Source organism: Photorhabdus bodei, assembly GCF_003287735.1.
Taxonomy (GTDB): domain Bacteria; phylum Pseudomonadota; class Gammaproteobacteria; order Enterobacterales; family Enterobacteriaceae; genus Photorhabdus; species Photorhabdus kayaii.
The window spans coordinates 1-22,173 of the sequence record NZ_NSCM01000010.1; the positions used below are offsets into that span (position 1 = coordinate 1).

A 22,173-nucleotide genomic window follows, 5' to 3' on the forward strand; every position below is an offset into this window, starting at 1 on the left:
GGCTGATTGGTTTTTATGCCGAAAATAAAGGAATACACCTTAATTATCAGGCAAATAGTATCAAATCAAGAAGAGTCATCTCTCACCTAACATTAGCGGAGAATGTATTACGCCATTCTCCGCTAATATTATTTGAAATAGTGCTTAATAAAACACTCAAGCACCTCGCCAAAATCTACCAAAATATGGTTTTGATTTATTAGCGCTGATTTGTGGGGATTCCTCAGCGCACTTGGCGGGCTTCTTATGAATTTGGCTCCTCCAACTGGACTCGAACCAGTGACATACGGATTAACAGTCCGCCGTTCTACCGACTGAACTATGGAGGAATTGTCCTTGACAACGAGGCGAATAATATCTGGGTATTTTGGGCTTGTCAAAGGGGAAAAGTAAAAATTGAGTTTGATTGGTTAACTGATGTTCAATAATGATGTTTTTTACCATTTTTTTGTCAATTAAATTTTTCAGCTCAAGAAACGCGAGAGTTAACTGATATTTACCCATGATAATTAGATGGTGAAAATACCATCTATATTTTTATTTAGAAAATAATTAATCATGAGCATTAAAAATATAATTAAATATATATTAGATAATTTTTTCTTTGTGTTATTTATGATATTTTTATATTTCATAGTAATTTTCCTATTTTATCTGTTTTAACAGATCACTTATTGTATTTTGATATTTATTATCGGATTTACTTGTCTATAATTATTAACTGAAAAAGTAATTTATTATTTGATATCTGATTTGGAAAACATGATATTAATCCACGCCAAAGCGAATGATAAAGAGTTTGACATTAATAATGAAATATCATTTTTTGCTAATATACTAAGATATTCTCGATTCTAATAATGTATTTGTATATGCATATAAAATGCAATGAAATGAATAAAAACTATTTCAAAAAATATTTTAAATTAAATAATTGGTAAGGAGGTGGAAATAATTTTAAATATAAAATAAGCAGATAATATTCCCCCCGAAAAGAGTGGTTAATTTTCTGGTGATTTTTATAAAACAGATGAGGAGAAGTCATGAAGTTTTTAATTAATACTGATGTAACTAACTGGGTTTCACATAAAGACTGGTTTAACGTTCCATTACGATTGTTTGTAGTTCTACAGGATGATGATGGTTCTGTATCATTAGAAAATTACAAAAGTAAAATCGTGGTGAATGGCTTGAATGAGGGCGAATATGAAATCGTAAATAACAATAGCATATTTGATCCCATTAGTAGAGCATCTGAAATATTAGTAAAAATCAAGACAGATCAGAGAGTTAATGCAACAATTGGCTTTGATGCCGAAGTAACGGATGCGAGTGGTGGTGTGGTAGCGAAAGCCGCTCTGAGTCGATTTAAACTAAAGTCAGTGGGATTGGCAGCACCTGTATATCCGGCACATTATGATAATGTTATTAGCGGTGATGATATAAAAGCAGGAGTTAGAGTACTTTTTACTGATTCTAATATTTTAGATAAACATGAACTGAAATTTGTTTTTGATAATGATAATGTTGAAGTTGTTCCTGGTGTACAAAATAGCGGTGATATTCGTAGTTTGCCGGTGAAAAATGATCTCCTTACTGAAGGTAAACATGATAGCCTTTATTATACTATTAGCGAAAGCGGTACTGCTAGATTTTCTGCTATTCAACGTGTACTTGTAGAGCTTGATGAAGATTCTGCAACAGTCCAGGTCCGTCGTGATTTAGAAGTGCCTTATATTGAAGAGTATGATGAAAATAGGGGCCGGCCAATTGGTGAGAGTATTATTGATTATGACATCAATATTTTGGTCAACGATGTAAAACTTAAAGATAAGGAGTTGAAAAAAGGCACAGTACACATAAGAGGGTATTCTGCTGACAATCAAGATACAGGGGAATTGGTATTAAAGATAGATTCTTTACAAGGTAGTGAAGATAATATTTTTCGGTTAGCTGTAATTAAGCCTGAAGAAAATGCAGATGGTCAACCGGGTGGAATTGATTTCTTTAATTATATAGGTAATGGTCAGGTAAGAATTCACTACGAAATATCATTTGTTGGTGAATTGAATGTATTGCATAAATCTAAAGAGAAGATTTATAAGGTAGTTCTGGATTGATTATTTTGGTGCCGGCGAATGTGTTGCTGCTTACATAGAAAAAAAGCCCAATTCTTATTGGGCTTTTTTGCATGCTAGCCATATTTTTGTATACTAGCTATTCCATGCGTACTAGAGATTCTCTTTAGCATCTCCAAGTTTGAATTTGGCTCCTCCAACTGGACTTGAACCAGTGACATACGGATTAACAGTCCGCCGTTCTACCGACTGAACTATGGAGGAATCGTTCTTGAGAACGGGGCGGATACTAGCGATCAATTGAAACGCTGTCAATGCAAAAAAGCTTACTAGTTTATTATTTGCTTGCCATATGAGCGCATTGTCTTATAACTGTGCTATTTCACTGAAATTGAGTACTTTTGTTCATTATCGGCTATTCATGATCGGTAACGATGTTGCTATATGGGATTGCTCAGGAAACATCATGATATAAACATCATAAAAATGAATTTCACCTTTCATTTGTATAATGCGCTTGATTTCATCTTTTATTGCCAATGGAACATGAGGGTGGGAACAAAGCTCTTTGATTGCGCAGTCTGAGATTTTTTCGCTGACGAACCATTCGCCGTTGTAACATACCCGTAGATCAAGTACGCCGATATCATCAAACCGATACACAGGTTTGATTTCGAGTAATAAAACCGCCGACATAATAATGAAGAGTACTGTAAAAGCTAGCAGTGAAAGTAAACTAAAATATGGGGCGTACCAAATAAGTGCAGCGAGAAACAGGTAGGATACAAGCATAGCCAGGCAGAGATAAGGATGGTTGCTGATAAATTGGCTGTTAAAACGGGGTTTACCATCACGTTGTTCTTCGATGTTGATTCGTTCAAGATCCTGAATCAGTATCTGTTTAATGATATTCATATATTGACCTGATTAAGCAAAAGAAAAGTGAAATATTTTCATAACTATATACCTTATGGATTTCAAGATGCATCGCGGCGGCAAGGGAGCGAATCCCCGGGAGCATAGATAACTATGTGACCGGGGTGAGTGAGTGCAGCCAACAAAGAGGCAACTTGAAGGATGACAGGTATATTGCCCTTAAGGTTAGCATGGGGGAGGTGATCTTACGTAGATCAGTTGTTTTATTTTAATCTGCCAATTGTTATTGACTAAGATTAACTCTAATGCTTTCATTAAGATAAAGGTTGAATAAATCAAAAAAATTTATAACTAATGACATTGTTTGTTAAATTATTGCTTTAATAATGAGCATAAATATTTTTTTTAAAACACCAAAGCATAAAAAGGTTGCTATTCCTTTTCTATCATGAGTTAATGCAGCCGGCCTGATAAACAGACCTACTTTATGTACGACATCTTGAGTTAATGAGTTATGTGTAAGTGTTATCCTCAGATAGCCTTTGTTGACGCGTTTCCTTCTTAGTGCCTCCATAAGTAATAGCTGATATAACTGGCCAATACATGCCCAATGGTGGCAAAATTTTTTTGATATATAGGAAAGTCACAATGTCTGACAAAATGAAAGGTCAAGTGAAGTGGTTCAACGAGTCTAAAGGCTTCGGTTTCATCACCCCAGCTGACGGTAGTAAAGACGTATTCGTTCACTTCTCTGCCATTCAGGGTAACGGTTTCAAAACTTTAGCAGAAGGCCAGAACGTAGAATTCACCATTGAAAATGGTGCGAAAGGTCCAGCAGCAGCAAACGTAATGGCTATCTGATTGTTTGGATGATTTTGAAGCCCGTCACTATTTTCCATAGTAACGGGCTTTTTGTTTGCTAAAGTCATATCTTTCTTTACTTATTAATTACTCCTGATTATACTTTGTACGAATTTTATTGGAGAGATAGCCATTGGATAGTCAAAGTTTTCAGCTAAATAGACAATAAAACGGCAAGCTGTTTATTTCCTTCCGATTTGCTGCTTGCCAAATAAAGCGGGCAGTACCACTCAAAATATCTGAGCTGTACTTACTCAAAGAATGGTGTTATCCGGTACTTGGTCAAGTAGCCGGGATAGTGTGCCCTATGGATTTCAAGATGCATCGCGACGGCAAGGGAGCGAATCCCCGGGAGCATAGGTAACTATGTGACCGGAGTGAGCAAGTGCAGCCAACAAAGCGGCAACTTGAAAGATAACGGGTATATATTGGGTTTTTATTATGCTGTTATATATTTACGCTTTGTTACCTCCTGGTATGGACAGAAAGTAGGGCTGAATTAAACATTCAGCATACGTTTCTGTGTGCAAAATAAATGCACATGATTATTTATCCATTCGGTTGTATGGAGAATGTCATGTTAATAACTCCTTTTGTCTTTCATTTATTATCGGCTATGTGCTTTGGCGCATTAATTGGTGCTGAGCGCCAATGGCGTCAACGTATGGCAGGTTTAAGAACCAATGCATTAGTTGCGACCGGTGCAGCAGTTTTTATCCTCAGTTCAATAACAACTTCACCCGATAGTGCTGGTCGTATTGCTGCACAAGTTGTTTCAGGCATTGGTTTCCTTGGTGCGGGTGTCATTATGCGGGAAGGTATGAACATTCGTGGATTAAATACCGCAGCAACCTTATGGTGTTCTGCTGGAATTGGTGTGCTGTGTGGTCTTGGGCAATATTGGCTAGCTGCGATAGCAACTGCCATTATTCTTTGTGCAAATATATTGTTACGTGAGGCAGCCCAACGTATTAATTTACAACCCAGGCCGCAGGCCATTGATCAAGTACAGTGTTATAAAATTCACGTAGTGTGTGACAGTGATGACGAAATTCTGGTGAGAACTTTGGTATTACAGGCTCTCAATGGAGTAGCTGTGAGGTTAAAATCACTGAGTTTCGCTGATAGAGTTCAACCTGGAAAATTTGAAGTGTGCGTTGAAGTGTTAGCAACACTGGATAAGCAAAAAGAGATAGAAGCAATTATTTGTCGTATAAGTCTGGAAAAGAGCGTTAGCTCAATAAACTGGAAAATTGCTTCTGAACTACCGATCTGAAAATCTTTTGTGTAAAACAGCGATCACTAGTTTGATAAGGAATCACCGTTGACGAATGGTGTTTCGTCATAAGAAACAAACAAAACGTTGCCTATGGTGTGTTCTTTCGGTTAGGCAACGTTAATTAAGAAATCATTCAGCACTGTGTTGTAATTTTGCGGATCCTGGTACTAAGAATGACTGATCGAATATCTTGTACCAGATGATGTTCTTGCTGCTATTTGAGGCAGATATGCGAAGTGGTACCGGTCAAATAGTTACTGTTGTTACAATTAAATCTATAGTTGATGTAGATTTCAGCTGACGTTTAGTCGTAAGCCAAGTTGATTACAAATTTGCTTTATGCTAGCAATAGTTTCGGATGGTATTGTTGATTAATGCTTCTCTAGGTAAAAATCGTTCGATGCGGTATTTTTAGCCTTGGTTTTGTCACTGGACTGACTGTTGAACATTGCTATTCTCATATCAGAATTTAGCCGTGGTAAACCTGATATAGGTATCATACGTGGGTACAGAAAAATTGATGAGTTGATATTTAATTTGGTTCTCCATCAGCTGCTCATTATTGCTCAGAATTTTCAGTGAAAATATCAATTATTTTCAAAGGGTAAGTAGAAGAAGTGATCTAAGTTTGTTCTTATATAAGAGTAAAATAGATAATAATTCTGCTTGATGGAGAATGTCGTGAAAAAATAATGGAAGTGGCTGATGGTTGCCATCAGACAAAATTTTAGAGTATTAATTTAACAGTTCGATATTTATCCGATGATAAAGTAAAAACGTTTGTCATCTTTATGGTGATGAAAGAATGATGATATTACAGGAGTTGCTAACTTTCCTTGATCCAGTGGAGGGGAGTGTGGTCCCTGTTATTTCTGTATTAAGAAAGAGTAACACAGCAGCAGGAGTTCTTACCGTGGATAATTCTGCTATTACTGTCAGGATTTGTCATGATGTAGGGTTAGAACTCAAAGTTATTTTGGCATTCTAACAAACAGAGTTGATGGTGACTGAAATCTTGAGAAATGAAATCAGATTGGTATTTAGCAAACTGTGTATCGTAAAAATCCTGTATTGCAAAAGAACGGGCATACAGTTGGTTTCTTGATGATAACATTAATGGTGCTGTGGTATTGAGATACGCTGATGTAGGAGTTTTTGTTAGCAAAGGTACAGATAGTGCAAAAAAAGCGATAGATATTACTAGGCTTGATAAGAATTTAGGGGTGTCAAATGAAGGGCCGTTAAGAGAAGAGAGGCGAGTGGGAGTATTATCAAGTGCTTGAATATAACGGCAAGTTTGAATTTTGGAATGTTTTTTCAATGTTGGTTACCAGAGTATTTATTCCATTCTTTTTGGCGCAAAATATTCATTTACTAGTACAAGATCTGATGTGTGATATTTCTTGGTTTTTTTACATTGAGGTAAAATGGATTAAACAGTTCCTGAGAAGATCATTATAAATGAGGTATTAAAAATGTTGGATATTCTATGGTATTGGTGGAGCTAGTTTGTTTCATTTTTATCTTATAGATATATATGTTGATATTTATAATTTTTTAGTGAAAAATTTTGTTCATCAGGTTTTATTTTAGCCAGATTAGTGTATTGAATTGTTATTTTTTCAGATATCTTTTGTTCATATATTGTGCATATAAAGGATGTGTTTTGTCCAAAAAACAGATGCATTTCCAGTGTTATTGATTACATAATTGATAATGATTCTCGATAGCTATATTCCCTTCTTGTTTGATGGACTATTGGGTTTAGTGCCTTTGTTCTGAGAGTGTTTCTGTGATTAGGTTAGGTTGTAATCTGTTGTTGCATTAACTGTCATATTTGAGGAATAGTTATAATTACTCGGAAAATTATCACTATTATTTATATAGGAAAATAAATTTCTTATCAAAATCCTATTTTTTTCATCTTTTTTATGGAATATCAGGATATTTATATCACCAATGATTATTGATTTCATTATTCTGATGGGAAATGATATTGATTTTTATCTCTATTCCTATTAGTTATTTGTGCGGTAAATCTCAATTAATTATTTTGTTCCTATAGAGTTAATTGTTTTATCTATTCTTATCATTTAATAAAATGACATTTTTGATATATGTTAATGACATTATTAGCTGTGTTTTTTATATGTATAAATAATGTTTTTGGGATGATAGTCGTAAATATTACATGAAATAATGAAAAATGGAAAAAATGACTTTTAATATTTCACTTGATTTGTATCATAAGAATATGAATTGGGAAATAGCGTGTGTTTTTATTTAAATATTAATGTGTAAACTATTCATTTCTTGTATTATATAAAGAGTGGTAATTTAATTTATGATAGATATTTAATAAGGTTATATATTTATGTGGGTTGGAAGTTTTATTTCTGGAATTGTATCTCTTATAGAATTTTAAAGCAGATTGTAAGGATAATAAATCACATTCAATTAGTTTAAAATACCTAATATATTTAAAATATATATATTGACAATGTGTGAATTTAATTAATGATTAATTTGAGGTATGAAGACTAAAGATGAAAAAGATAAAGTAATCAATAGAGGGGTTTTGCGTATTATTATATTATGAGATACAACTTTTGATAAGTTTTTCTAATTAATTTTGTTGCTGTTTGGGTTGTCAGGAGTCGAAATAGACCGATTTTTCTGGCTATCTCTATGCTGGATATTGATTGTTATGCAATCAATAAAATGTTGTTATAGTTGTTTTTTTATTCATTATCTTACTGTATTTTATGCTATTTTTGTATGGTTAGTGTTATCTGTGCATGGTGGTATGTATTTTTAGTTAAGCCTTTTGGTTAAAAAAGGTACAAATCTAAACGAAAAGTGATCATACCTGTATCTTTTTTGCAACCAAATTTTACATAAACTCAATCTGTTTTATCGTACAAGCGGCGATGCTGAATCTCAGAATAAGATTATTGTTTACACTTATTAGTCAGGGATAAAACTGTCTTTTTTAGTGTTAGTTTGACTCAGGATAGGATTTTTTATCGTTATTTTAAATTTATAAGTTTAATAGATCGTATAAAATCAAAAAATATATCTAATATTTTTATTTAGATAATTTAACTTATTAAAATTGAGAATTCGGATTTTATTTAATTGTTTGAATAGTTAATGAGCAATTCATCGATTAAATGCATATTAAAAGCCCTTGTTTTTGTGAGTTATGTCACATAGTATTTAAAATTGCGCCCTCTTTCCGTTGTATAAGTTGATGATTCAGGAGTAAAGTTGTTCTGCATTAAGAATATTCTTAATCGCTAATGAAAAATGTTATATCAGGTAACGCAATAATACTTTTTCAACTCACTACCGTAATATTTTTGAAGTTAGATGAATCAAAAGTAATACAAAGGATGGTTACTGCTCTGACTAAGCCTGTATATTTTAGTTATGTAAGAGATTATTGATCCCTAAGCTATTTTAGGAATTTTGTCACGAGTGGTTTTTCGAACACTTAACTGATTTTTTAATGTAATCGGACGGGATAGAGAAATGAGTACGGTTGAATTGCTCAAACATATTTATGACATAAATTTATCGTATTTGCTTTTAGCTCAGCGATTAATTAACCATGAAAAAGCGTCAGCGATGTTCCGTTTAGGTATTAGCGATTCTATGGCTGATACGTTGTCTGAATTGACATTACCTCAGTTGGTCAAGCTCGCTGAGACTAATCAATTAGTCTGTAATTTCCGGTTCGAAGACAGTGAAACTATTCAGCAGCTTACTAGGGAATCTCGAGTGGATGATTTACAACAAATACATACAGGCATTTTGTTATCTACTCATTTGTTTCAGAAGTTATTTTCGAAAGACGATACGTCAGTGAAAAAAAGAGCATAAAAGATGGCCGAGAAAAGTATAGTTCAAGAAGCTAAGGATATACAATTGGCGATGGAACTCATCACTTTGGGGGCACGGTTACAAATGCTTGAAAGTGAAACACAATTGAGCAGAGGGCGACTAATTAAGCTTTATAAAGAATTGAGGGGGAGTCCCCCGCCCAAAGGGATGCTGCCTTTTTCAACAGATTGGTTTATGACGTGGGAACAGAATATTCATTCATCGATGTTCTATAATGCCTATCGTTTTTTACTCAAGAGTGGTTATTGTGGAGGTGTAGAGGCTGTTGTTAAAGCGTATCGACTCTATCTTGAACAATGTCCTCCTGTTGAAGGGGACGCGCCGGTTTTGGCGTTGACTCGTGCCTGGACGTTGGTACGTTTTGTGGACAGTGGCATGTTGCAACCTTCACAATGTCGGACCTGTGGTGGAACTTTTATTACTCATGCTCATCAACCTGTGAATAGCTTTGTTTGTAGCCTTTGCCAACCTCCATCACGTGCAGTAAAAAAACGTAAACTTTCCTTTGAGTCTGCCGATACTAATTCACAACTGCTGGATGGACTTGCTCAGCACGCAGTGTGAATTTAAATGGGAAAATTATTCCTACAGGTTACAGATTTTACTTTTTCCTCCTGTAACCTGTATTGAAACCACAACCATTCTGGATTCAAACTGCTCAACTTCCCATCCGCTCACCAACTTAGCTAAAGGATATCGCGTGTTAGTACTTTTAGGATATATCGTAGTTTTTGGTGCGGTAATCGGTGGTTACCTGATTGTAGGTGGTCATTTGGGCGCACTTTATCAACCCGCTGAATTTTTAATTATCACTGGTGCTGGTATCGGTGCTTTCATTGTTGGTAACAACGGAAAAGCGATTAAGGCAACATTACGTGTTTTGCCAAAGGTAATGCGTAGATCTAAATATAACAAGGTGATGTATATGGATCTGATGGCGTTGCTTTTTCGATTGTTAGCAAAATCTCGCATGCATGGTCTCTTAGCATTAGAGCGAGATATCGAACATCCTCAGCAGAGCGATATTTTCACCCAGTATCCGCGTTTGCTTAAGGATAGGCATTTGATGGATTTTATCACTGACTACATGCGATTGATTGTGAGTGGCAATATGAATCCCCATGAAATTGAAGCTTTGATGGATGAAGAAATTGAAACTTATGAGCAGGAAAGCGAGATTCCGGCAACCAGCTTGATGATGGTTGGAGATTCTCTTCCTGCTTTTGGTATTGTCGCTGCTGTTATGGGGGTTGTTAATGCTTTGGGTTCGGCGGATCGCCCGGCAGGAGAACTTGGCGTGCTGATTGCTCATGCAATGGTTGGGACATTCCTCGGTATTTTGCTGGCATATGGTTTTATCTCGCCATTGGCAACATTGTTACGTCAGCGCAGCGGTGAACATCTTAAAATGATGCAATGCATTAAAGTGACATTATTATCCAGCCTGAATGGTTATGCTCCACAAATTGCGGTTGAATTTGGTCGTAAGACACTGTATCTCACAGATCGCCCTTCTTTCACTGAGTTGGAAGAACATGTTCGCCGGGTAAAATCACCTGTTCAACAAGAAACTGAAGAACAGGCATGAAGGCGCGTAACGTCTCTGTCATTAGGGTGAAAAGACGTAAAAGGAATGGCATCAAACATCATGGTGGTTCATGGAAAATTGCTTATGCTGATTTTATGACCGCCATGATGGCATTTTTTCTAGTTATGTGGCTGTTGGCAATTTCCAGCCCACAAGAATTGACTCGAATTGCAGAATATTTCCGTACTCCGTTACAAGTTGCAATTAATAAAGGGGAGCGTAGCAGTGATAGCTCGAATCCTATTCCAGGTGGAGGGGAAGATGTGCTTCATCAAGAAGGCGATATTCTGCGTCAGGTTGAAGTCGTTGAAGCTAATGATGAGGCTCGCAAATTAAATAGGCTGCGTGAGCAACTTGATCAATTGATCATTACGGATCCTCGCCTTAAAGCATTACGTCCACATCTGTTGATTGACATGATGGATGAAGGGTTACGTATTCAGATTATTGACCGGGAAAACCGGCCAATGTTTATGGTTGGCAGTGCAAAAGTTGAAAGCTACATGAGTGACATTTTGCGGGCTATTGCGCCAATCTTGAACGATATTCCCAATAAAATCAGCCTATCAGGTCATACCGATGACTTGAAATATGCTAATGGTGAGCGTGGTTACAGTAACTGGGAACTCTCCGCAGATCGGGCGAATGCATCAAGGAGAGAGCTGTTGATAGGTGGGCTGGATGAAGTAAAGATATTGCGGGTGGTTGGTATGGCTTCAACGGTTCGTCTGAAACAGGAAGATGCCAGTGCACCGGTTAACCGTCGCATCAGTATTTTAGTGCTCAATAAACAAGCGGAAGAGCGGATTGAACAGCAAAACACCGGCAGCGATTCCTTGATTATTAATGATAGTAAGGAAATTCACGAGGTGATTGGAAAGGATTCAGCTGAAAGTAGGCCAACACAACAGTCCAATGAAATCACAGTATTGGCCCAGCCAGCACCAGCGTCGTTGAGTGCTGAGCCTAATCGTGTACCGACCAAGGTGACAAAGTAACGATGGATATTACCGCGTTTTATCAGACTTTTTTTGATGAAGCAGACGAATTGCTGGAGGATATGGAGCAGCATCTATTGCGGCTCGATCCTGATGCGCCAGATCAGGAGCAATTGAATGCTATTTTTCGTAGTGCCCACTCAATAAAAGGTGGCGCTGCGACTTTTGGTTTTATCAAACTACAGCAAACCACGCATGTTCTGGAAAATTTGCTGGACAGTGCCAGACGAGATGAAATGAGTCTGACGACTGATATTATCAACCTGTTTTTAGAAGCGAAAGATATTATGCAGCAACAGTTGGATGCCTATAAAAGTTCTCAGGAGCCGGATGAAAGTGCGTTTACCTACATCTGTGAGACTTTGCGCCAGCTTGCATTGGAAGTACAGAGAGAGAATGAAGGCGGGGTTGAGTCTGTCATAGATGCGGTGATGCCAGAGGTGACTGAATCTGAACCAGAATTAAAATCGGAACCTGTTGCGACTGAAAATCAGCAAGGTAGAGTTCGGGTTCATCTTTCTGGTCTGAAAGAGCGTGAAGTTTCTCTGATGCTTGATGAGCTGAGTAATCTGGGGGAGGTTTATGATGCTGAACAGACTAGGGATAGTGTTGAAGCATCATTGGTAACATCAGCCACAGAGGATGATATCACGGCAGTTCTCTGTTTTGTTATTGAACCGGAACAGATCACTTTCTTGCCGGTAGCTGAACCCAAAGACAAAGTTAAAAATAAAGATACAGCTAAAGTCGTTAAAACAACTACGCCGGAGAAAGGTTCCACACCGCCTGCCGGGCGTCCTGCGCCGATACCACCGGCTGGATCGCCACGTCAACGGGCAGAATCTTCCAGTATTCGGGTTGCGGTTGAGAAGGTTGATCAACTGATAAATCTGGTTGGTGAACTGGTTATTACTCAATCTATGTTGGCTCAGCACTGTAACGCTCTTGAACCGACTTTGCATGGCGATTTGCTAAATTGCATGGTTCAGTTACAGAGAAATTCCAGAGATTTGCAAGAATCTGTGATGTCTATCCGTATGATGCCGATGGAATATGTGTTCAGCCGTTACCCGCGTTTAGTCAGGGATCTTGCTAGCAAGCTGAATAAAAAAGTGGATCTCACTTTGGTTGGCAGTTCCACTGAATTGGATAAGAGTTTAATCGAGCGCATTATTGATCCGCTGACTCATCTAGTCCGTAACAGTCTAGATCATGGTATTGAAGAACCAGAAGCTCGGCTTGCTGTGGGTAAACCTGAAACGGGCAACTTGACACTTTCTGCTGAACATCAGGGCGGGAATATTTGTATTGAAGTTGTAGATGATGGCGCCGGGTTGAACCGTGAAAAGATTCTGGCCAAAGCGACATCACAAGGGCTTTCAGTCAGTGAAAACATGAGTAACGAAGAGGTTGCGATGTTGATTTTCGCGCCTGGTTTTTCCACGGCTGAAGTTGTAACAGATGTATCTGGCCGCGGTGTAGGAATGGACGTAGTTAAGCGAAATATTCAGGAAATGGGAGGGCAAATCCAAATTAACTTCCAGGCGGGTAAAGGGACAGTGACGCGGATTTTGTTACCTCTGACACTGGCAATCCTTGATGGTATGTCAGTGAAAGTGAATGACGAAGTGTTTATTTTGCCGTTAAGTGCAGTAGTAAGTTCTCTTCAACCGCAGGAAGAAGATATTTATCCCTTGGCGGGAGATGAAAAATTATTGCATGTCAGAGGAGAATATTTGCCACTCATTAAGTTATATCGAGTTTTTGATATTCCTGATGCAAAGACAGATCCGACGAAAGGGATTATTGTGATTGTACAAAGTGCTGGCCGACGTTATGCCTTGCTGGTTGATCAATTAGTTGGGCAGCATCAGGTGGTTGTGAAAAATATCGAAAGTAACTATCGCAAGGTACCCGGGATCTCCGCTGCCACAATTATGGGTGATGGCAGTGTGGCGTTGATTATTGATGTTTCTGCCTTGCAGCAACTCAATCATGACCAATTGGCACTCAACAAAGCTGAGTTATTAGCAAAAAATAAGCACTGAATGGGGGGGATCTCCATGAAAAATCGTCAATCTCACAGTAAAAGGTAAGATCATGTCGGCCATAGAAGCGTTTAATAAATTGTCAGGAGAAACTGCCGGGGAAGGATATTTAGTTTTTACCCTAGGTGATGAAGAGTATGGTATCGAAATACTGAAAGTACAGGAGATACGGGGCTATGATCAGGTTACCCGTATTGCAAATACGCCGGCATTCATTAAAGGGATAACCAATCTGCGTGGCGTTATTGTGCCTATTATTGACCTGAGAATTAAATTTGCTCAGGAAACGGTTACCTATAATGATAATACCGTTGTTATTGTTTTGAATCTGTTAAACCGGGTGGTGGGTATTGTAGTTGATGGTGTTTCGGATGTTTTATCGCTCAAAGCTGAGCAAATCTGTCCGGCACCTGAATTTGCAGTAACATTATCTACCGAATATCTAACAGGATTGGGTTCACTTGATGATCGCATGCTGATTTTGGTGGATATTGAGAAGTTGCTTAACAGTGAAGAGATGGCTCTGGTAGATTCAGTAGCTAAAAGTTAATCATTAAATATCACTGCCATCATCGACATCGACAGATGGCAGCTACTTTTTGTCTATCCCTCGTTAATTTCGTCAGAAAAAATATTCAAATTTCTTTTATACGACCAGTAAAGTTTCCTTTGATGATGCCGATAACAGAGCCATGCTGATCTATTGTAAAAAGGGAAAACATGTTTAACCGAATGAAAATAGTGACCGGACTGATGGCGGTCATCATATTATTTGGTGCTCTGCAATTTATATCTGGAGGGCTTTTCTTCCATGAGTTGAAAAGTAACAAGGAAAATCTAGAAATACTGGATAAAATGCGGGAACAGCAGACATTTTTGAATGACACTTGGGTTAATTTGTTACAGGCCCGTAACAATTTGAACCGTGCTGGCATTCGTTACATGATGAAAAAAGATGAGGGAGTCGATAATTACTACACACTGGAGCAGTTACTGACAGATGCCAGAAGTAACCTCTCTATCGCAGAGCAGCGTTTTGAACAATACGAACAGACCGCTAAATTGCCTATTCATGAATCAGAAAGTCTTAATCGCCTTAAAAAAGCCTATGATGTTTATATTTCAGCGCTTCATGAGCTTATTGTTCTGCTTGAACATGATCGGGCGGTAGAATTTTTCAACCAGCCAACGGGCAAATATCAGAGTGCTTTTGAGGAAGAATATAACTTCTATTTGACCCAAAACGATCATCTCTATTCTGATGTGGTATTTGATGCAAGTATCTCTTACCGAAATGCGGTGATTATGTTGGGTATTATCATGCTGATTCTGGTTTCAGCCATGATTTTTAGTTGGGTTAGCATTAAACATAGTTTGCTGAATCCGTTAAACAAATTATTGGAGAATATTAAGGCACTTTCTACCGGTGATTTAACACAAAATGTGACTGTTTCAGGCAGAAATGAGATGAGTACGCTGGCTGTTGGCTTGAAGCATATGCAAAAAGAATTTATCACTACTGTCAGTAGTGTACGTCAAAGCAGTGAAAGTATTTATAACGGAACCAGTGAAATTGCTGCTGGAAATAATGATCTTTCTTCTCGCACTGAGGAACAAGTTGCTTCTTTGGAAGAAACCGCCGCCAGTATGGAGCAATTGACAGCAACTGTACGCCAAAATGCGGAAAATGCTCGTCAGGCAAGTAACTTGGCTGATAGTGCTTCTGAAGTTGCACGCCAGGGTGGAAAAGTCGTGGCGAATGTTGTACAGACAATGCGTGAAATTGCCGGTAGTTCTCAGAAGATTTCCGATATTACCAGTGTTATTGATGCTATTGCGTTCCAGACTAACATTTTGGCGCTGAATGCCGCAGTGGAAGCAGCACGTGCCGGTGAACATGGGCGAGGTTTTGCTGTTGTGGCGGGAGAAGTGCGTAACCTTGCACAGCGTAGTGCTGAGGCAGCAAAAGAGATCAAAACATTAATAGAAGATTCAGTAAGCCGCGCAGATACCGGTTCTGTCTTGGTTGAGAGCGCCGGTGAAACAATGAATAACATTGTCAGTTCAGTCACCCGTGTAACTGACATTATGGGTGAAATTGCATCTGCATCCGATGAACAAAGTAGAGGGATAACTCAGGTTGGCCTGGCTATCTCCGAAATGGATCGTGTAACACAGCAAAATGCTGCTTTAGTTGAGCAATCCGCGGCAGCAGCGGCTGCACTGGAAGATCAAGCCGCTGGATTGAAGAAACTAGTTTCTCTGTTCCAATTGCCAAATCTTGGCGATAAATCTCAACCCGAAATGAAAATTGAGCATTTACCTGTGGCTAAGACTCCTCCTGCTAAATCGAATCCACTGGTGTTGAAGAAAGCCAACAATGTGGAAGAACAAGCTAATTGGGAAACATTTTAAAACACTAAGCGATAACTACGGCTGCACATGCAGCCGTTAACAGAGGTGATTACATGTTAGGCAGGCTTCGTATATCAACCAGTTTATATCTGTTACTGATGATGTTTTGTGTAATGCAGATAATCTCAAGTGGTTTATCACTTGGAATCATTCACGCAGATCAGTCTTATATTGAACGGATTGATCTGGGAACACAGAAGAGGGATACCTTAGGGTTGAGCTGGGCAGCTCTGCTGCAATCGCGTAATACACTTAATCGAATCGCTGTAGGGAAAACGCTGCAACAATCTGAGGATCATATTGGCAGCATGGTTGCTAATGTTAAGGAGACCTTAGATAGGGCTGAGATGCATTTTGCTGAGTTTATTGCGCTGCCTAAATTGAATGACGAGGATGGTAGTAGTGTATTGCTGGCCTCGGTAGAAACCAGTTATAAGGAATATATCAAAGCGCTTAGAGAACTCTCGGCTTTTTTAGAAAGTGGTAATTATGATGCATTCTTAGACCAGCCGACAGAAAAGTATCAGCAGCAACTTGAATCTGATTTCAATCATTATATGCAATATATCGGTGAGGAGATTACCACCGCCGTTCAAGATGGTCGTCTTTATTACCAAATTTCAGTTGCCATGTTTGCAGGTGCGATATTAATGGTACTGGTTGTTGCCTGGGCGGCTCATTGGTGGTTGAAAAAGAATCTGCTCAGACCTTTTGCCAATATGCGTAGCCACTTCCAGAATGTTGCGGAAGGAAAACTCAATAAAGAAGTTTCTGTTTTTACTCAAGATGAAATTGGTGAAGTGTTCCTAAAATTACGTGAAATGCAACGTTCATTGGTTAATTCCATTACTTTGGTAAAAGAGAATACTAACTTGATGTATAATGGTATTCAGGAAATTACTCAGGGTAATACCGATCTCTCTTCCCGCACTGAAGAGCAAGCTGCATCACTGGAAGAAACGGCAGCCAGTATGGAACAACTGACTGCAACTGTGCGTCAGAATGCGGAAAATGCTCGCCAGGCCAGTGAATTGGCGGTATCTGCATCGAAAACAGCCTCTAAAGGGGGCGAACTGACAGTTGATGTTGTGGAAACAATGGATGCAATTGCCAATAGCTCACAGAAAATCAGTGCCATTATCAGCGTCATTGATGGTATTGCATTTCAGACCAACATTTTGGCATTGAATGCGGCAGTAGAAGCCGCACGGGCAGGTGAGCAAGGCCGAGGTTTCTCTGTTGTTGCTGGTGAAGTGAGGGATCTCGCTCAGCGAAGTGCCGAAGCAGCGAAAGAGATTAAGACATTAATTAGTGAATCCGTTCAGCGGGTAAGCCAAGGTTCCGAGTTGGTTAGTCATGCAGGGAAGACCATGAATGAATTGGTCGTTTCTGTAAACCAGGTTACAGATCTGATGGCTGAAATTGCTGCGGCATCTGATGAACAAAGTCGGGGAATTCATCAAGTAGCACAAGCTGTTACACAGATGGATCAGGTTACTCAGCAGAACGCGGCATTGGTTGAACAGTCAGCGGCGGCGGCGGCGGCACTTGAAGACCAGGCCGATATTTTGGTGCAAATAGTGGCACAATTTGAGTTACCCAATAATTCAGAAAATAAGCTTGAAAATGAACTTTCACTGACGCTGAAGTCTGCGGATAGCGAAGGGGCAGTCAATCAGACTCGCTGAGGCCAGATGAAATCAAATTTAATTGCTTCAGTGACAAGTTTGCCATCTTCGCCACTGCATCACATGATTCAGCGTTATACCATGTCAGATGCGCATTTTGAGCGCATCTGCCAGCTCATATATCAACGTGCGGGTATTGTGCTGGCTGCACATAAACGGGAGATGGTTTACAACCGTTTAATTCGGCGTTTGCGTACCCTTGAAATACGTGATTTTGGGCAATACCTGTTCATTCTTGAAAATGACATGAATAGTGAGGAGTGGCAGGAGTTTATCAATGCATTGACAACTAACCTGACGGCGTTTTTCAGGGAAGCTCATCATTTTCCTCTGTTAGCTAAACATGCAAGTAAAAAAAATGGATCGTACCGGGTATGGAGTGCGGCGGCATCGACAGGAGAAGAGCCATATTCGATTGCAATGACGCTAAGTGATGTCTTAGGGGAGCGTTTTCACCGGGCAAAAATTATTGCCAGTGATATTGATACCCATGTATTGGAAAAAGCACGCAAAGGGGTTTATCGACTGGATGAATTGCGTCAACTGACCGATCAACAGAGAAAACGTTACTTTTTTAAAGGTATTGGATCTTATGAGGGTTATGCTCGTGTCCGGCCCCAACTTGCTGACATGGTGACATTTCAGCATCTAAACCTGTTAGATCCCAATTGGCCATTTGAAGAGAAGTTTGATGCCATCTTTTGCCGTAATGTTATGATTTATTTTGATAAAAAGACGCAGGAACGGATACTGCGCCATTTTGTTTCTTTGTTAAAACCCGATGGATTGCTCTTTGCAGGGCATTCTGAAAATGTCACTCAAATAAGCCGGGAATTCTACTTGCAAGGACAGACCGTTTACGGTGTAGGTCGGGCAAGGAGAGGTCATGAATAAAATAACTGTTCTTTGTGTCGATGATTCAGCGCTTATGCGTCAAATCATGCGAGAGATCATCAATAGTCACCCGGATATGGAGGTAGTGGCTTGTGCGCCAGATCCACTGGTAGCACGTGATCTGATTAAAAAGCATAATCCACAAGTGCTTACACTGGATGTTGAAATGCCACGCATGGATGGTATTGATTTTCTGGAAAAATTAATGCGCTTACGGCCAATGCCGGTGGTTATGATCTCTTCTCTAACAGCCAAAGGTTCTGAAATCACATTAAGGGCATTGGAACTTGGTGCTGTTGACTTTGTAACCAAACCTCAATTGGGTATTCGTGAAGGCATGCTGGCTTACAGTGAACTTATCGCGGAGAAAATACGGACAGCAGCACAGGCTAAATTATCTGTACCAATAATCACACCCGTAAGTTCTGCTCCTTTAAGTTTTAAGCCTTTGTTATCCAGTGAAAAACTGATAGCAGTAGGCGCTTCTACTGGAGGAACGGAAGCAATAAAGAATTTGTTGCAACCGTTACCTGTCACTAGCCCGGCACTACTTATTACTCAACATATGCCACCTGGTTTTACCCGTTCTTTTGCTGAACGGCTGAATAAACTTAGCCAAATTACCGTAAAAGAGGCTGAAAATGGTGAACGGATTTTGCCGGGGCATGCTTACATTGCTCCGGGTGATCGTCATATGGAACTATGTCGTAATGGTGCTGATTACCAGGTTCTGATCTCCGATGCACCGGCTGTTAATCGTCATCGTCCGTCTGTAGATGTGTTGTTTCGATCAATTGCTAAATTTGCCGGGAAGAATGCTGTCGGAGTGTTACTGACCGGCATGGGCAGTGATGGCGCAGCGGGTTTACTAGAGATGAAGCGAGCGGGAGCGTACACATTGGCGCAGGATGAAGCAAGTTGTGTGGTATTTGGTATGCCAAGAGCGGCAATACAAATGGGGGCGGTGGATGAGGTCATGGATATACTCAAAATGAGCAAGAGCATGCTGGCAAAAATAAGCTCGGGGCAAGCTGTCCGTATTTAACGGCTATCGGATAAATTTAATTTTTTAAGCGGCTCTATGCTGACTGGTAAATAATTTCAAGGAGTTTTTATGGCGAATAAGGATCTGAGATTTTTGGTGGTTGATGATTTTTCAACCATGCGTCGCATTGTTCGTAACCTTTTAAAAGAATTGGGCTTTAATAATGTAGAAGAAGCTCAAGATGGGGCAGAAGCTCTGGCTAAGATTCGTGCATCGCAATTTGACTTTATCATCTCTGATTGGAATATGCCCAATATGGATGGTTTAGAGTTGCTAAAAATCATTCGTGAAGATGCCCAATTGGCTAAGATACCGGTTTTGATGGTGACCGCAGAAGCGAAGAAAGAAAATATCATTGCAGCCGCACAAGCCGGTGCCAGTGGCTATGTTGTTAAACCTTTTACCGCAGCTACTCTGGAAGAAAAGCTCAACAAAATATTTGAAAAACTGGGCCTCTAAGGAGACATAATGAGTGTAAATCCAGTCATGCCAAGGGATGAGACCATTAGTGCCAGTGAAATTATCAGCCGTATCGGCCAGCTTACGCGTATGTTGCGTGATAGTTTACGTGAATTGGGATTGGATCAAACCATTGCCCAAGCCGCTGAGGCAATACCCGATGCAAGAGAACGCCTGGACTATGTTGTGCAGATGACAGCGCAGGCGGCGGAAAGGGCGCTTAATTGCGTTGAAGCGGCGCAACCTCGTCAGAATGAGTTAGAATCATCGGCAATATCACTGAAAAAACGTTGGGATGAGTGGTTTGAAAACCCAGTTGAGATGCCTGTGGCACGCTCGTTGGTTATGGATACCCGGAATTACCTCAATTCGGTACCTGAACATACTGCTTTCACTAACGCTCAACTGCTGGAGATCATGATGGCACAAGACTTTCAGGATCTTACCGGTCAAGTTATCAAGCGGATGATGGATGTTATTCAGGAAATAGAAAAACAGTTAGTGATGGTATTAATGGAAAACATGCCGGCTGATCAGATGGCGAAAACTAAGAAAGAGGCTGACAGCTTACTAAATGGTCCGCAGGTGAACCAAAACGGCGTGGGCGTTATTGCTAATCAGGCTCAGGTTGATGATCTACTGGATAGCTTAGGTTTCTGAATAAACGTGGCAGGGGCCGCTGAACACATGTACACCGAGCCAGCTCAACTGGCTCCTCATCTGTTTAAAAACCGGTTTACTGAGTTTGTCTCTACACTTCAACCCGGAGATATCATTGTCTGTAATGGTATTTTTGATATTGGCAGTTCAAGGGAACAGGCGGTGAGCACTTTATTAGCGGTTTTTTATCCACTATCCGAACAAATGTTGGCCGTTGTCCACGTAGGTGGACGACTCAATTACATTTTTAATCAATTGCCCGAAATCCCATCACTCAAAGAGAAGGAGCAGAGGATAATATGACACAGCATAAAGAAAAATTTGATGGTTTGGCTAAAGGTTATGATCGCTACCGCCCTCGTTACCCGCAAGCACTTTTCCGTGAAATTTGCCACTGGCTGCCTAAAGACAGGGCACTGTCTGTTGTCGATATTGGTGCTGGAACCGGCATTGCTTTCGAGGGGCTGGCAAATCTGCTTGGTCAGCAACACCACTACACTGCCATTGATATTTCGCAGGATATGATCGACACCGGTAAACAGAAACTGCCATGGGTCAGTTGGTTACATGGCAGTGCCGAACAGCATCTCGCCAATGTGGGTAATCCTGACCTGATCATGGCAGCACAATCTTTTCAATGGATGGGTCGGACAACAGTATTAAATCTGGTCAGAAACAGTCTGGCAGATAATGGCATCATAGCGATCCTGCAAAATAACCGAGATTACCGGCATAGTGAATTTCTGAATGAGTATGAAAATCTGCTGGAAGAATTAAGCCCTAACTATAGCCGTCACTATCGGGATTTTGACTATGCGCAGGAATTGAATACGGCATTCCTGCATGAAAATGTCCTCCATATTACACTCAATACCCATTGGAGTATGCCTATTCCTAGCGAAGCATTTATCGGGATGAGTCGTTCATCGACTCAAGTGCAACGTGCTTTAGCTGTTCACGGTGAGTTATTTATCGAAAGATTAAAAATGCTGGTGGATAAATATCAATTTGAGGGGAAATTGGCAATTTTATATGAAAGCCAACTGTTTATGGTTGTTAAGCAGGTTAATTCTGGAAACGAATAATGTCAGAAATAGTGATCAGCTTCTCTATACCAACTGAGGAAAATATCAAGGGAATATTGGCACTCTTGCAAGACGTTTATCTGCCGACAGCACTGAATAAAACGCCTGTCAGTATTCTGGAGAAGTTAATTTATTGGAGAATTGCTAAATATGATAATCAGGGTGTTGCGGTTGTATTAATTGAGCAAGAAGACGATAATTTAACGTTCAGTTATTTATCTGTATTATCGGCATTCAGGAACCGGGGAATTGCCAGCAAATGACTCAATATCATTTGCCAATTTGAATATTTA

Annotated in this window: 21 protein-coding genes, 2 tRNA genes and 1 pseudogene; 21 read left to right on the plus strand and 3 right to left on the minus strand. The window is 39.6% G+C overall.

The features are described from left to right. A pseudogene (locus CKY02_RS09205) lies at positions 1-203 on the plus strand (IS4 family transposase); the annotation flags it as partial. A 50-nt stretch (positions 204-253) separates the two neighbouring features. On the opposite strand, the gene CKY02_RS09210 reads toward CKY02_RS09205, so the two are convergent. Continuing rightward, a tRNA-Asn gene (locus CKY02_RS09210) sits at positions 254-329 on the minus strand. A gap of 714 nt (positions 330-1,043) precedes the next feature. On the opposite strand from CKY02_RS09210, the gene CKY02_RS09215 reads away from it, so the two are divergent. Continuing rightward, complete coding sequence (locus CKY02_RS09215) at positions 1,044-2,120, plus strand: hypothetical protein (protein WP_112895061.1); 1,077 nt, start codon at positions 1,044-1,046, stop codon at positions 2,118-2,120. A 146-nt stretch (positions 2,121-2,266) separates the two neighbouring features. On the opposite strand, the gene CKY02_RS09220 is transcribed toward CKY02_RS09215, so the two are convergent. Both CKY02_RS09220 and CKY02_RS09225 read right to left on the minus strand, forming a co-directional pair. Further along, positions 2,267-2,342: transfer RNA gene (locus CKY02_RS09220), tRNA-Asn, on the minus strand. A gap of 144 nt (positions 2,343-2,486) precedes the next feature. Beyond that, a complete protein-coding gene (locus CKY02_RS09225; protein ID WP_112895062.1) occupies positions 2,487-2,993 on the minus strand; it encodes a YlaC family protein in 507 nt (168 codons plus the stop codon). Between the two features lie 609 nt (positions 2,994-3,602). Between CKY02_RS09225 and cspE the strand changes: the two genes are divergently transcribed. The 19 genes from cspE (at position 3,603) to CKY02_RS09315 (ending at position 22,143) form a co-directional block, all read left to right on the plus strand. Beyond that, on the plus strand, positions 3,603-3,815 hold the full coding sequence (cspE, locus tag CKY02_RS09230; RefSeq protein WP_011146114.1) for a transcription antiterminator/RNA stability regulator CspE: 213 nt from the start codon (positions 3,603-3,605) through the stop codon (positions 3,813-3,815). Positions 3,816-4,183: 368 nt separating this feature from the next. Then, the gene (locus CKY02_RS26255; protein WP_274382151.1) at positions 4,184-4,318 is read left to right on the plus strand and encodes a hypothetical protein; all 135 of its coding nucleotides are present in this window, start codon (positions 4,184-4,186) and stop codon (positions 4,316-4,318) included. Positions 4,319-4,392: 74 nt separating this feature from the next. After that, the gene (locus tag CKY02_RS09235; protein WP_162120013.1) at positions 4,393-5,091 is read left to right on the plus strand and encodes an MgtC family protein; all 699 of its coding nucleotides are present in this window, start codon (positions 4,393-4,395) and stop codon (positions 5,089-5,091) included. A gap of 808 nt (positions 5,092-5,899) precedes the next feature. Then, positions 5,900-6,082 carry a hypothetical protein gene (locus CKY02_RS09240; RefSeq protein ID WP_112895063.1) on the plus strand — a complete coding sequence of 61 codons (183 nt, stop codon included), beginning with the start codon at positions 5,900-5,902 and terminating at the stop codon, positions 6,080-6,082. Positions 6,083-8,628: 2,546 nt separating this feature from the next. Then, positions 8,629-8,979: a flagellar transcriptional regulator FlhD gene (gene flhD, locus CKY02_RS09245; protein ID WP_112895064.1), complete on the plus strand. Its 351-nt coding sequence runs from the start codon at positions 8,629-8,631 to the stop codon at positions 8,977-8,979. Positions 8,980-8,982: 3 nt separating this feature from the next. Next, complete coding sequence (gene flhC / locus CKY02_RS09250; RefSeq protein WP_112895065.1) at positions 8,983-9,564, plus strand: flagellar transcriptional regulator FlhC; 582 nt, start codon at positions 8,983-8,985, stop codon at positions 9,562-9,564. Between the two features lie 136 nt (positions 9,565-9,700). Next, a complete protein-coding gene (motA, locus tag CKY02_RS09255) occupies positions 9,701-10,588 on the plus strand; it encodes a flagellar motor stator protein MotA (protein WP_112895066.1) in 888 nt (295 codons plus the stop codon). Beyond that, the gene (gene motB, locus CKY02_RS09260) at positions 10,585-11,586 is read left to right on the plus strand and encodes a flagellar motor protein MotB (protein ID WP_112877896.1); all 1,002 of its coding nucleotides are present in this window, start codon (positions 10,585-10,587) and stop codon (positions 11,584-11,586) included. Before motA ends, motB begins: the two co-directional genes overlap by 4 nt. A gap of 2 nt (positions 11,587-11,588) precedes the next feature. Then, the gene (cheA, locus tag CKY02_RS09265; RefSeq protein ID WP_112895067.1) at positions 11,589-13,634 is read left to right on the plus strand and encodes a chemotaxis protein CheA; all 2,046 of its coding nucleotides are present in this window, start codon (positions 11,589-11,591) and stop codon (positions 13,632-13,634) included. 52 nt (positions 13,635-13,686) lie between these two features. Next, complete coding sequence (gene cheW / locus CKY02_RS09270) at positions 13,687-14,184, plus strand: chemotaxis protein CheW (protein ID WP_011146122.1); 498 nt, start codon at positions 13,687-13,689, stop codon at positions 14,182-14,184. A 170-nt stretch (positions 14,185-14,354) separates the two neighbouring features. Next, positions 14,355-16,049, plus strand: a complete 1,695-nt coding sequence (locus CKY02_RS09275) for a methyl-accepting chemotaxis protein (RefSeq protein WP_112895068.1) — start codon at positions 14,355-14,357, stop codon at positions 16,047-16,049. 53 nt (positions 16,050-16,102) lie between these two features. Next, entirely contained in the window at positions 16,103-17,737 is a 1,635-nt protein-coding gene (locus CKY02_RS09280) for a methyl-accepting chemotaxis protein (RefSeq protein ID WP_112895069.1), read from the plus strand. Between the two features lie 6 nt (positions 17,738-17,743). Further along, on the plus strand, positions 17,744-18,631 hold the full coding sequence (gene cheR, locus CKY02_RS09285; RefSeq protein WP_112895070.1) for a protein-glutamate O-methyltransferase CheR: 888 nt from the start codon (positions 17,744-17,746) through the stop codon (positions 18,629-18,631). Then, positions 18,624-19,676, plus strand: coding sequence for a protein-glutamate methylesterase/protein-glutamine glutaminase (locus CKY02_RS09290; RefSeq protein WP_112895071.1), 1,053 nt, complete (start codon positions 18,624-18,626; stop codon positions 19,674-19,676). The genes cheR and CKY02_RS09290 overlap by 8 nt, the downstream gene beginning before the upstream one ends. Before the next feature lie 69 nt (positions 19,677-19,745). After that, positions 19,746-20,135 carry a chemotaxis response regulator CheY gene (cheY, locus tag CKY02_RS09295; RefSeq protein ID WP_011146127.1) on the plus strand — a complete coding sequence of 130 codons (390 nt, stop codon included), beginning with the start codon at positions 19,746-19,748 and terminating at the stop codon, positions 20,133-20,135. Between the two features lie 9 nt (positions 20,136-20,144). Next, on the plus strand, positions 20,145-20,795 hold the full coding sequence (cheZ, locus tag CKY02_RS09300) for a protein phosphatase CheZ (RefSeq protein WP_112895072.1): 651 nt from the start codon (positions 20,145-20,147) through the stop codon (positions 20,793-20,795). Positions 20,796-20,822: 27 nt separating this feature from the next. Beyond that, positions 20,823-21,098: a 3-isopropylmalate dehydratase small subunit gene (locus tag CKY02_RS09305; RefSeq protein ID WP_193493102.1), complete on the plus strand. Its 276-nt coding sequence runs from the start codon at positions 20,823-20,825 to the stop codon at positions 21,096-21,098. Continuing rightward, positions 21,095-21,880, plus strand: a complete 786-nt coding sequence (locus CKY02_RS09310; protein WP_112895073.1) for a class I SAM-dependent methyltransferase — start codon at positions 21,095-21,097, stop codon at positions 21,878-21,880. The genes CKY02_RS09305 and CKY02_RS09310 overlap by 4 nt, the downstream gene beginning before the upstream one ends. Then, positions 21,880-22,143, plus strand: coding sequence for a GNAT family N-acetyltransferase (locus CKY02_RS09315; RefSeq protein WP_112895074.1), 264 nt, complete (start codon positions 21,880-21,882; stop codon positions 22,141-22,143). The genes CKY02_RS09310 and CKY02_RS09315 overlap by 1 nt, the downstream gene beginning before the upstream one ends. Positions 22,144-22,173 lie beyond the last annotated feature (30 nt).